This is a genomic window from Sphingobacterium sp. UBA7855 (genome assembly GCA_002500745.1).
Lineage (GTDB): Bacteria > Bacteroidota > Bacteroidia > Sphingobacteriales > Sphingobacteriaceae > Sphingobacterium.
In genome coordinates this window covers 51,866-64,634 of sequence record DLST01000018.1, presented here as the reverse complement: position 1 = coordinate 64,634, position 12,769 = coordinate 51,866, and the positions used below count along the sequence as shown (strand labels likewise).

Below are 12,769 nucleotides of genomic sequence, written 5' to 3'. Positions count from 1 at the left end.
GATGTCATTAAATTGAGTCAATTATGTGCGTTAATTTTTTAATAACTAACGGCCACGAGTAGTTGTTTTCGACATAGGATATGGATATTGATCTCATAAATGAGACATCTCCTTCTAGTATTTGGCAAAGTTTTCTTTGAAAATCAGATTCTGAAGAATAGTACTGAGCGGCATAGTTACTTTTAATACAGTGCTCTTTCATTACTTTTGATTTTCCATTTACAAGGATCGGTTTACCGAGAACCATTGTTTCTAACAATAATAATGATAAACTTTCGTATTGAGAAGGATTAATCACAGCGCGGGCATTCTCAATCAATGCTGTTTTCTCTTCTTCGGTAACGAAATCTGTATAGATGACATCGGGATGCTCAGTCTTATCCATAAATATGCGGCCAGTTAGGACAAGTTTAAGATCTGACGGATACTTTTGCTTGTAACGTAAAAACCAAGGGATTAACGTTCTTACTTTCGTGTTGCAGACTCTTCCAAAATATAATAGATAATTTTTTGGAAGCTGAAACTTGCTATAAAGCGTCTCTTTATCCAATGGAGTGGACACTTCAACACCTACGGCAACAATACTATTATTGGCTATATGACTTCCGAAGATATTGAAAGCGAGATTTCTTTCTTCTTCTGTATTAAATGCAATATGTTTTACCTTGCTGAATAGCTGAGTTAATATAGGACGAAATGCTTCTCTCTCCTCATGCAATGTTGGTATGAGAATGGATTTCTCGGGAGCAATTAACGCTCCGAAGAAAGTATTTGGCTGGGAATAAGTAATTCCGATTATCGCCTTATAATGTTGATGGTTATTATTGATATAGGACAACATCGAAGGAGAATAAGAACCGTGCGACTTGAAATAGTCAATATCCGCTCCTGAAATTCCTTTCCAGGATGGAAACAGCTCTGATACAAGTTTTAAACTTTTTAAACGAAATAAGTTTCGTCTTATTTTTTGAAATCGAAGCGCTTTTTTCCATAAGATATCTCGTTTTCGACTATCAAAATCAATTGAACCGAAGCGTAGAATACGTACACCGTTTAGGTAATCGATATCGTTTTTATAAAAGGGAACAAAAGTGTTGTAATCAATAAACTTAGTTGTCAAAATGTCAACTTCATATCCTCCCACAAGCCTTTCAGCCAACATACGACAATGTTTCTCTGCACCGCCATCCACTTCATCGCCGTAGCGTAGAATAATAAAACAAATTTTATCCATCTAAAAACTCTAAACAATAGTTATTTTTTCTTGTCCATCATTGTTACAACGGTTAAGCCCCTGTAGAATGCTACACGTCCCCTATATTTTTTCAATCACCATCTCCGGCGTAATTAAATCAATTGCTTCTACCCCGTCACATATGCACGACTTATTCCCATACACCGAACTTGGTCTATTGGGATGTTCAACTTGGATGGAATCTGCTAACCGTTGACCGTAACCCGTAAATCCAGCGTAAGGGTGTGTTGCTCCCCACAAGGAAAGGCATCGTACCCCCATTAGGGAGGCCATATGAAGACCCGAAGAATCCATGCTGATCATAAGATCCAGATTCGAAATTAAATCAAGTTCTTCTCTCAACGTAAATTTTCCAATCGTATTGTGAGTGTTGGGAAAACTTTCGGTCCAGTTTTGGGCAATTTGAAACTCTTCCTGACCACCTCCAAAGAGCAATACGTCATATCCGTGATGTGTCAGGTAATCTATGATCTGCCCCATTTTTACCAAGGAAAGAATTTTATATCGATGTTGCGCAAAAGGCGCTATACCAATTTTCTTTCGATCGAAATTTGCAAACATACCAAATGCAGCTTTAGGTACATCCTGCAAATTGGGAACCAATTTATGGCTGAGCTCAAATTTAAAACCTAATGCCCGAAATACATCTGCATAGCGTTCTACCGTTAGTTTCAATGGGACTTTAATTTTGTCTTTTTCACGGGATAACGCTTTTTTCTCTTCACGACCTTTGTCAAGCTGCTTTACTTTTACACCCGATAAGGAAAACAATAAATCAAGCACACGTGAACGCAAATTAAAATGTAAGTCAGCTATGGCATCTGGGCTATACTGGGCCAGTTCTTTTTTTAGCCTAAACAAGCCCCAAAAACCTTTATGAATGCTTTTCGGTTCTATCGCGTGGAACCTGAGGTTTTTTATTCCATCAAAGAATGGCGAAAAGAATGGTCTGCTGACCATAATGATTTCTACATCAGGATAGCGAATACAAAATTCTTTCAATACAGAGGCAACCATGGCAACATCGCCCATAGCTGAAAATCGCGTGACTATGATCCGTTGCGGTAACGACATGTTTACTTTCCTGATGAATATAAGACAGGGTTCAATGAAGGATCGTTATACATTTTCATCTGTTTATAGACTTTCATGTATTTATCGCCCGATGATATGGCATCCATCAATTCATCAATACTTTGAGATAAATCTTTTCTTTGTTCCAATAGGACGTTAAGCTTTTCTTGGCAGGTATTAATGTGTGCCTCAGAAGCATCTGTGCGTAATGTCTCCTGTTCCATATGGTAGATTTTTAAAGCCAGAATGGAAAGCCTATCAATAGCCCACGCCGGACTCTCTGTATTGATCGTTGCGGAAGGACGAGCCTGTATCTCCTTAAATTTTTGTAGAAAATAGCTGTCAATATACTCTACGGTATCTGTGCGATATTGATTGGACTTATCAATTCGTCTTTTCCAATGTAAGCCTTCTTTCGGATCAATAGCGGGATTACGAACGACATCTTCCATATGCCATTGTACGGTGTCAATCCAGCATTTTAAATAGAGAAGATGCTCCAGGGATTGCTTTTCGTACGGATTTTGGATTGGATGATCAATCTGGTCGTATACGTGGTAATCCTGGATAGCACGTTGAAATATTGGATTTGCTATTGCACTAATCATGGTACAAACTTAGATAAATTGCTTTTTATATGCAATTTAATTGCGCTTTGCTTAAAAAACAATTTAATGGTCTCTCCTCAACCATAGATAATACTTTTATTGAGGAAATATAAAATATATTATGGAGTTTATCTTTACTATTCAACCGGCACATGTAGTAATTGAATAGGATGGTATCTTTGTTAAGAATAATAGGAGTTTCTCTGTTTTTCTAAAAGGCCGAAAGCAAAAGATCCGGAAAAATTCCTAAACACAACACTGCCAAGGTACATAGGATACCAATACATAAAAGTACAGCATTGACTTTTATTGTTGAAGATGCGGTATTGTCCCTAAGAAACGCGTTCAGTGGAATTTTAAAATAGTAAAATAAAGAGATAACTGAGGTCAGTGCGCCGACAATAAGCAATGCCAATAAACCGAACGATTGAAAATTTTGATACTGTTCGAACACTTTGGAAAAGACCAACAGCTTCCCGACAAATCCCGCGGTGGGAGGGAGCCCCACTAAAGCGATTAGAACAATTGAAAATGAAGTAAACAAAACGGGGGACTGCTTTCCTAAGCCACGATAGGAATCGATGGATGTACTCCCCAGACTGCCTTCCAGAGCGTCAATAAAAATAAATACAGCAATATTCATCAAAGCATAGATGGAAAGATAGAATAGCAATACATTTGACTCATTATTTTGGTAAACCAATACAGCCATCAGGAGTATACCCGTATGTCCAATGGACGAATAGGCCATCATCCGTTTGGCATCCTGTTGACGTAAAGCCGCTAAATTACCAATGAACATGGTTGCAATGGCTACCCCAATAATCACATACGTTAGGAAATCACTAAAGTAAAAGGAGACATTTAGCCATGCGGAGAGGAGCTTGGATAACAGGACGACGACTGCAATTTTTGGTACCGTAGCCAGATACGTGGTAATCACTGTGGGAGCACCTTGATAAACATCTGGACTCCAGACATGAAAAGGGAAAAAACTCAGTTTAAAGCCAATGCCCGTCAATAGAAATAATAGCGCAATGCTGATCATGACCTTTGGTGCTTCCATAAGGCCTGCAATGTGTCTCTGGGAATCAAAATTCAAGTTCCCCGTGAAACCGTAGATTAAAGATAAACCGTAAAGCATCACTGCCGCGCAAATCGATCCAAAGAGTACATATTTTAAAGCTGCCTCCGACTGAACTTTAGTAGCTGAAAAGTACCCCACCATGATATAGGAACTAATGGAAACGGTTTCAACGGCTATAAAAATCATCAGCCAGTTGCTCGACATGGTCAATAGGTTCAGTCCCAACGTCGCCGTCAGTAAAACAGCATATAGATCTCCTAGTGGTCGGCCATGTCTCCCATGTCCTTGTTGAATAAAGAGACAAACAAGGAGTGTCGACAACAGGATAATCAATCGTGAAGAGGTAGCAAAGGCATCAACGTGGATCATATCAAAAAAGCCAGCCATCTCTACTTTACTGAGTCCTTGCCCAACGAGGTAACAGCCACTCAACAATAATCCGATAATTGTAAGCATAAAAGACGTATGCTTCCAGTGCTTGTCAGCAAAAAGACTAGCGAGAATAGTACCAATAAATGTGAGGATTAGTGTCAGTTCGGGTTTAAAATACGGTATACTGACGATAATCTGATCGAGGAATGAACTGATATATGGACTGAAAGCAAGCATGTGGGGTTAGATGAATTGTTGAATAAAGCTCACAAGATTCAGAACACTTGCGTTTAAATTGTTAAAGATTAAAGCAGGCATAATACCAAGCAATAAGGCCAATGCTAACGTTGGAAATAAGATCGCCTGCTCGCGCGAATTGACATCTGTCAGTGCATTGCTCCAAGATTCACCGCCCTTTAAACGGATCTGCCCAAAGAACATGCGCTGCAATGTCCAAAGTAGGTAGGCTGCGCTCAATAAGATTCCTACAGAACCAGCCAGCGCCATCCAACGTGGCAAACCCGTACCAGCACTTTCAGAGTTGAATGAACCGATAATGACAAATGCTTCACCAATAAATGCTGAAAAGCCTGGTAAACCTAAAGAAGCGAAAAATGCAACAGCAACATAACCCGTATATTTGGGCATAATTTGCGCTAGACCTCGAAAACTATAGATATTTCTGTCATGTACACGGTCATAAACTACACCGACAAGAAAGAAGAGTGCAGCGGATAAAAATCCATGGGAGATCATCTGAAACATCGCTCCGGAAATTCCTTCTGCAGTCAATGAGGCAATACCTAATAAGACAAAGCCCATGTGGGAAACGGATGAATACGCAATCATTCGTTTGAGGTCTTTTTGTGATAAGGCGTTCAAGGCTCCATAGATAATGGAAACAACGCCTATTAGTCCAAGCCACCAATTGGATAAGGCGGCCATGTCAGGAAAGATGCTATAACAAATACGAATGATACCGTAACCTCCGATTTTCAAAAGAATACCTGCTAAAATAATAGATACTGGAGTCGGTGCCTCAACGTGGGCATCGGGTAACCAAGTATGCAAGGGCACGATGGGCACTTTAATGGCAAAGGCAAAAAAGAGGACAATGAAGCCAACCAGCCTGGACGAAACACCCAAGATTTCCTGATAACCACCCCACTCAAAAATAGATCCTTCAAGGTAATTCTGAGGGTTCATCATATGGATCATATTGAACGTATGCGCTCCAGTCATCGGGTTAATGACTGAAAAGTATAGTCCTACGATGATCAACAGCATAAATACAGAACCAAATAGGGTGTATAAAAAGAACTTGATGGCTGCGTATTCGCGTCTTGCACCACCCCAGATACCGATCAGGAAATATAGTGGAAGTAACATAACTTCATAGAAAAGGTAGAACAGGAAGAAATCAAGTGCACAGAAAATCCCCATAACAGCCATATTAAGCACCATGAGTAACGCAAAGTATCCTTTTGGACTCTTCTGTATATTCCAGGAGGCTCCAATAGCCATCAACATTACAAAAGCGCTCAGCAATAATAAGGGCATCGATATCCCATCAATACCAATAAGATAATCAATTTCTAGTTTACCTATTGATCCTAAATCTAAGCGAATCCATGGAAGCTGTTCAACAAATTGATAGCCTCCCAGATCTTGAATACCCGTTTTGCTTGCATCAAAATGTGCGTAACACAATCCAGCCAGTACAAATTGTATTGCGGTAATTGCTAACGCAATATATTTGTAACTCGATTTATATCGTGTTGGCAAGGCAAGAATAAGCGCCGTAGCCAATAGCGGTAAAAATATCAATAAGGATAAAATAGGCATTTCCTAAAAGAATAAAAGATAAATTAAACCAAATAAAACTATTAAAAAGACGGAGTACAAAGCGGTCTGTATTTTCCCGTTCTGCACTAGGCGGACTTGATGGCCGGCCCAATAGGTTACTGAAGCAACCGCATTGACTAAGCCGTCTATAATATATTTGTCTATCCAAACACTTAATTGTGAGATCGATAGCACGATTGACTGAATCAAAGAAACAAAAGCATCAACAACATGTCTGTCAAACCAATAACAGAATTGAGCCAATTTTAATGTGCCCTTAACAAATACAACATCGTAAAACTGATTGATATATCCCTGATTTAAAGAAACCTTCAGTGCCGGATTGACCGGGTTGAATGGGTATCTATTCTGTACATACCATTTCCATCCGATAATCCAGACAATGATAGAACCAATGAGCAGGATCGCGGGAATAATCAGGTGGGCAATGTGGCTTGGAGCAAAGACATATTCATCCAATAAGAGTCCGTTCATCAACCAAGAATCGTGGTACGAAAATGGGTTGAACGAAAATAGTGGAAATAAGCAAAATACACCCAAAACAAACATGGGTATCAACATGGTTTTTGGCGCTTCATGTAGCGGATGATCATGAAGTTTATCCTGAAGATGATCCAAAAGCCGGAACTTCCCAAAAAAAGCTTTAAATATCAAACGGCCGATGTAGAATGCAGTTAAGATACTTACTATAATCAAACTAATAGGGATGAGAAGATATACGCTACCTTTTGAAAGTGCCCATTCAAATGAAGATATAACAATACTGTCTTTGGATAGAAAACCTGACGTCAGTGGGAATCCGGCCAGTGCTAGTGAAGCAATGCTCATCAGCACAAAGGTCTTGGGCATGTAGTGACGTAATCCACCCATGTTCCGTAAATCCTGCGGATCAAAGTCTAGGTGGCTATGTGTTTTCAGGTGGGCCATTTCATGAATAATTGCGCCGGCCGAAAGAAATAGAAGGCACTTAAAGAAAGCATGCGTCGTGAGATGAAACAAAGCAGCATCCCATGTTCCAATACCTATCCCAACCATCATAAAGCCCAATTGCGATATAGTCGAAAAGGCAAGAATACGCTTGATGTCGTATTGGCCCAAGGCGAAGTATGCTGCCGAAGCTGCCGTAATGGTGCCGATAATGGCGATAAATAGTAATGCCGATTCGCTGAATAATGGAAATACGGTAGCCAATAGGAATACGCCCGCTGCGACCATTGTTGCCGCATGGATCAAGGACGATACGGATGTAGGACCTTCCATGGCATCCGGAAGCCATACATGTAATGGAAATTGCGCTGATTTGGCCATAGCAGCCAAGAAAAAGGCTACTCCTCCTAAGGTAAACCAGATCTGGGGTAAACTATTTACCGGAGATACCCACAGGCCATCGACGATTGTGGATTGATAAATCAGTCCATTATCACCAAATAAATCAACCAAATTAAGTGTCTTGAACTGCGTAAATACTATCGCAAGGCCAATTAGAAAGCCGAGGTCACCGATGCGATTCACCAAAAATGCCTTTTTATTGGCTTGTACAGCAGTTTCGCGCGTAAACCAAAACCCGATAAGGAGATAGGACGCAAACCCAACCAATTCCCAAAAGACATACATCAGCAAAAGATTGTCCATAATGACCAATCCCAACATGGCAAAACAGAACAGGCTTAGATACATCCAATAGCGATGAATGCCGGGATCGCCTTTCATATATGCACGGGAATAAATATGCACGGGCAACGCTACAGTAGGTACCAAAAAAAGCATTAAGGTGCTTAAATTATTTAACAGGATACCAACTTTAAATGAGGTTTCGCCAATAGTGAACCAATCAGCCTGAACGGTTACGGGGGCATTATTCCAGATGGTAAACCAGGTGAGCGCACCACTGGTAAAACTGAGGGTGATGGCTAGCAGGGAGACCATACCGGACTGGTCACGTTTGCCTAATAAAGATTGATATAAAAACGCTGCTAATGGGGATACTACGGTAATTAGCGCGGTCAAAAGGGGCGATATGTGAACAACTTGATCCAATGTTTATTTGTCTTTTAATTGGTTTACCTCATCCGGATTAATGGTGTTGTAATGTCTATAAACATTTAATACAATAGCCAATCCAACGGCTACAGCTGCTGCTGCAAGTACTATAGCAAACAACGCAAAAATTTGTCCGCCATAACTCACTTTATCATATTTCCCAAAGGCAACAAAATTCAGGATAGCTGCATTGATCATTAATTCAATACCAACCAAAATCATAATCGCATTTTTTTTGGAAAGAACGGTGTAGAGTCCAACACTAAAGATACAGGCACTCACCACCAAGAAATGGGTCAACGTAATCATATTGTACGCTCCTTTCTGGATAAATGAGAAGCTCCAATTAAAGCCATCATCAGAAATATCGATATAATTTCAAAAGGCAATACGTAAAAAGTCATAAAACGTAATCCGATTTGATGAATATTGTTATCAGTCGAAGTAATATTATTTCCATTTTCTATGGACTGAATGACCCACGTTGATGGAGCCTGTTGCCACTCAGAGATGCCATAAAGCATCAGTAACAGAAAACCAAGCACCACTGGAATAGCTTGCCATTTAGGCATGCTTAAGAACGAACCACTGTTGTCTTGAAGATCTTTTAAGAGCTCTTTATTGGATAGCATAAAGGCAAACAACATAAGAATAAGCACCCCGCCGACATAGACCATAATTTGTGTAATCGCCACAAAATCAGCTAAAGCAAATAAATATAATCCTGCCATTGCAAAGAGAACAATAAAAAACAGGAATAAGGCGCGCGCGATATTTTTAAGATTCACCAGTAAAAGGGCCGAACCGATTGCTAGAATAGCGAAAGCGTAGAACAAAATACTTTCCATTTTCTATTTTTGCTTTGCTGCCTCCTTTTCAGCTTGAAACTGTGTCCATTCAGCTTTGCGTTGAGCTACCTGCTCGTCAGTCATATCTGAGAATCCGTAAATCAGATCGGTCAGCTTTTGCGAGCTGCGGTCATATGCATTGGTCATGGTAATACATTCCGTCGGACACACCACCGTGCATAAGCCACAGTACATACATTTCGCCATGTCAATATTGAATTTGGCGGGATATAACCGTTTGACGCTACCGTCTGAAGTCTTTCCGATTGCTTCCGGTGATTTGATCGCTTCAATTTCGATACAGTCCACAGGACATGCTTTAGCGCAAAGATCACATACAATACAGTCGTCGATATCAACCTGCAATTGGTAACGGGCGACATCGGGGATGGGCATTTTTTCACGCGGATACTGCACTGTTACAATCCCTTCTTGCCGATCAAAATAGTTGTCTTTTTTGATATTCAATTCCGTCCTTGATCGTCGTGCACCAAATAGATGCTTGACAGTCAAAGATAAACCTTTGATTGCCGTACGAAATGCATGCGAAGCCGTTTTAAATATCATAATATCCTATGCTATAACTAAAATTCGCCAAATGGCAGAGATGGCCATACACAGAAAAGCCAGCGGTGTCAATACTTTCCAACATAAACTCATCAACTGGTCTGCACGTAACCGCGGTAATGTCCATCGGATCCACATTTGGATGCCTACAATAAGGAATGATTTGGCTAAAGTCCAAAATATTCCCCAAGCTAAACCAGTCGTCCAATCTGCGAGGCGTAAAGCCCCGATGTTTGGTAATGCTGTGTTCCATCCGCCTAAAAAGAGGACAACACCCAACATCGATACCAAAAACATCATGGCATACTCGGCTAGAAAAATAAAGGCAAATTGTATTCCACCATATTCGGTATGGAAACCACCCACCAGTTCAGATTCGGCTTCCGGAATATCAAAAGGAGCACGGTTGCACTCGGCAAGGGTAGCGATAAAGAATATGAGGTAGGTGATAATTAAATGCGGAGCCTGAAAAATATTCCAGGCGAAGAGACCGCCAATCTCATTAACTTCCCAAATACCCAAGAATTTAATGCTCCCATTGGTGAGAATTCCCTGCCCAATAGCAATTTCATTCAAGTTTAGGGTTTGTGTAAGCATGACAACTGTAATCAGCGAAAGACCTACCGGAATTTCATAGGATACCATCTGCGCAATAGCACGCATGGATCCTAACAAAGAATATTTATTGTTGGAGCCCCAGCCAGCCATTAAAATACCCAAAGCGTCAATGGAAATTATCGCCATAATGAAGAATAAACCAGTATGCGTATCGGCTGGAATAAAATCCTTTGCCCAAGGAATAACGGCAAACCCTGTAAAGACGGCAACAAAAATAATGATAGGAGCAACTCTAAAGAGAATCTTATCCGCCGATGAAGGGGTGATCAGTTCTTTTTGGAGTAATTTAAGAATATCAGCAATCGTTTGAAGACTACCATATTTTCCGGTTTCCATCGGACCTAGCCGGTCTTGGACAAATCCCGCAATCTTTCGCTCGGCATATACTGCAAATAAGGTAAATGCTGCTATAAAGGTAAAAATAGCAATAGGAACCAAGATATGTAGTACATTTTCTAGCAAGTCTTATTTATAATGATTTTTAATAAGAGACCAATTAATACGCAAACTTAACGAAAAACAGGGAATTTAGATAGGGAAAAATTAAAATATACTTAACAAGTAGTTTATCGTGACAATAGCGTAACGATGAGCCCCTGTTTAGTGTTTAATTGAATGGCTCATTCGTACATCCAAAGATTCAAAGGTGCTGCATTAAAAAGAAAAAAGCATCCTATAAGGATGCTTTTTCGGATATAAATCGAAACCGAATTAACGATTTGAGAATTCAACGTAGTCACGTTCCGTGTGGCCAACATATACCTGTCTAGGACGACCGATAGGCTCTTTGTTTTCACGCATTTCTTTCCATTGCGCAATCCATCCTGGAAGACGGCCTAAGGCAAATAATACAGTAAACATATCTGCTTTGAAACCTAATGCACGGTAGATGATACCTGAATAGAAGTCAACATTTGGATAAAGTTTTCTATCGATGAAGTATTGGTCATTCAATGCTGCTTCTTCTAATTTCTTAGCGATATCCAATACAGGGTCTTGCACACCTAATTTTTCCAAAATATCGTCACATGCTTTTTTGATGATTTTAGCACGTGGGTCAAAGTTTTTATACACGCGGTGACCGAATCCCATTAAACGGAAAGGATCGTTTTTGTCTTTCGCTTTGGCAAGATATTTTTCGGCATCACCACCGTCATTTTTAATAGCTTCTAACATTTCAATTACCGCCTGGTTTGCACCGCCATGCAATGGGCCCCATAATGCATTAATACCTGAAGCGACTGATGCATAGAGGTTTGCATTTGATGAGCCTACGATGCGAACGGTAGATGTCGAACAGTTTTGTTCGTGATCAGCATGCAAAATCAGCAACTTGTGCATAGCATCAATGACAACCGGATCGAATGTTTTTTCGTCATTAACTTCTCCGAACAACATATTCAGGAAGTTGTCGATGTAGCCAAGATTATTTTTAGGGTATACAACAGGGTGTCCTAATGATTTCTTCTGAATCCAAGAAACGATCGTTGGCATTTTTGCCAAAAGATTGATGATCGTTTGATCCTCTTCTTCATCTGTTAAGTTTGGATTTAAAGATTCTGGGTAAAATGCCGATAATGCACCAACTAAACAAGAAAGTTGTCCCATTGGATGTGATTTGGAAGGAAATCCAGCGAAGAAATTTTTCATGTCCTCGTGGATCATCATTTGCTTTTTGATGTCAGCTCTGAATTTTTCCAATACCTCTTTTTTGGGAAGCTCTCCATAAATCAACAAATAAGCAACTTCCAAGAAAGTCGATTTCTCTGCCAATTGTTCAATGGGATATCCTCTATATCGCAATATGCCTTTTTCACCGTCAAGAAAAGTAATCGCACTCTTCGTAGCACCCGTATTTTTATATCCTGGGTCTAATGTAATAAATCCGCTTAGATCTCTTAATTTGGAAATATCAACTGCTTTTTCATTCTCAGTACCGACAACGACCGGAAGGTCATACGAAGTTCCGTCTAAATTTATAGATGCTTTATCTGACATGTTTATATATTATCTTATATCTGATTTGTTATGCTAATCTCACAAATTTAACTATTTGATATTTAAAATTGAAAGTTCTTTTGGAATTAAAATGACACGACTGCGTCATTTTGGATAATATTAACGAACTATTTACCTAAATAAGCAAATTATGTATACAAATTTAACATTATCTTATTGTGCAGGACATTAATCTATTTTCCGCTGGGCTACCTTTCCCTTATCTTCAAAATTCCCATTTTTGCCTGATCCGAAGAAAGGAATGATAACAAAGCAGACGAGCACGATCGAAGTCACCGTCAGTATCCCGGTTGTCCATAGAACTTTATTGAAATTTTCGGCATCTAATAGCCGGATGCCCCACATTCCTAAAAGGAAATAGGTAGCAATGAAAAGAATCACCAAAGTGAATAGTATACCAAATATATATTTCATG

General features: G+C 39.8%; 12 protein-coding genes. All 12 read right to left on the bottom strand.

Annotation, left to right across the window (positions count from 1 at the left end):
• Positions 1 to 7: 7 nt before the first annotated feature.
• The 12 genes from B2107_RS16705 to B2107_RS16650 all read right to left on the bottom strand — a co-directional run bounded on the left by B2107_RS16705 (position 8) and on the right by B2107_RS16650 (position 12,768).
• Entirely contained in the window at positions 8 to 1,234 is a 1,227-nt protein-coding gene (locus B2107_RS16705) for a glycosyltransferase (protein WP_293956806.1), read from the bottom strand.
• An 81-nt stretch (positions 1,235 to 1,315) separates the two neighbouring features.
• The gene (locus tag B2107_RS16700; RefSeq protein ID WP_293956804.1) at positions 1,316 to 2,329 is read right to left on the bottom strand and encodes a glycosyltransferase family 9 protein; all 1,014 of its coding nucleotides are present in this window, start codon (positions 2,327 to 2,329) and stop codon (positions 1,316 to 1,318) included.
• Between the two features lie 2 nt (positions 2,330 to 2,331).
• Positions 2,332 to 2,937, bottom strand: coding sequence for a DUF4254 domain-containing protein (locus B2107_RS16695; RefSeq protein ID WP_293956802.1), 606 nt, complete (start codon positions 2,935 to 2,937; stop codon positions 2,332 to 2,334).
• Positions 2,938 to 3,148: 211 nt separating this feature from the next.
• Entirely contained in the window at positions 3,149 to 4,633 is a 1,485-nt protein-coding gene (locus tag B2107_RS16690; protein ID WP_293956800.1) for an NADH-quinone oxidoreductase subunit N, read from the bottom strand.
• Between the two features lie 6 nt (positions 4,634 to 4,639).
• Positions 4,640 to 6,241: a complex I subunit 4 family protein gene (locus B2107_RS16685; RefSeq protein ID WP_293956798.1), complete on the bottom strand. Its 1,602-nt coding sequence runs from the start codon at positions 6,239 to 6,241 to the stop codon at positions 4,640 to 4,642.
• Between the two features lie 3 nt (positions 6,242 to 6,244).
• The gene (locus B2107_RS16680; RefSeq protein ID WP_293956796.1) at positions 6,245 to 8,299 is read right to left on the bottom strand and encodes an NADH-quinone oxidoreductase subunit L; all 2,055 of its coding nucleotides are present in this window, start codon (positions 8,297 to 8,299) and stop codon (positions 6,245 to 6,247) included.
• Positions 8,300 to 8,302: 3 nt separating this feature from the next.
• Positions 8,303 to 8,611, bottom strand: coding sequence for an NADH-quinone oxidoreductase subunit NuoK (gene nuoK / locus B2107_RS16675; protein WP_293956795.1), 309 nt, complete (start codon positions 8,609 to 8,611; stop codon positions 8,303 to 8,305).
• A complete protein-coding gene (locus tag B2107_RS16670; RefSeq protein WP_293956793.1) occupies positions 8,608 to 9,150 on the bottom strand; it encodes an NADH-quinone oxidoreductase subunit J in 543 nt (180 codons plus the stop codon). The genes nuoK and B2107_RS16670 overlap by 4 nt, the downstream gene beginning before the upstream one ends.
• Before the next feature lie 3 nt (positions 9,151 to 9,153).
• Positions 9,154 to 9,717 carry a 4Fe-4S binding protein gene (locus tag B2107_RS16665; protein WP_293956791.1) on the bottom strand — a complete coding sequence of 188 codons (564 nt, stop codon included), beginning with the start codon at positions 9,715 to 9,717 and terminating at the stop codon, positions 9,154 to 9,156.
• Positions 9,718 to 9,723: 6 nt separating this feature from the next.
• Positions 9,724 to 10,797, bottom strand: coding sequence for an NADH-quinone oxidoreductase subunit NuoH (gene nuoH / locus B2107_RS16660; protein ID WP_293956789.1), 1,074 nt, complete (start codon positions 10,795 to 10,797; stop codon positions 9,724 to 9,726).
• Between the two features lie 249 nt (positions 10,798 to 11,046).
• Positions 11,047 to 12,333, bottom strand: a complete 1,287-nt coding sequence (locus tag B2107_RS16655) for a citrate synthase (RefSeq protein WP_209580544.1) — start codon at positions 12,331 to 12,333, stop codon at positions 11,047 to 11,049.
• Positions 12,334 to 12,522: 189 nt separating this feature from the next.
• Entirely contained in the window at positions 12,523 to 12,768 is a 246-nt protein-coding gene (locus B2107_RS16650) for a hypothetical protein (RefSeq protein ID WP_293956787.1), read from the bottom strand.
• Position 12,769 lies beyond the last annotated feature (1 nt).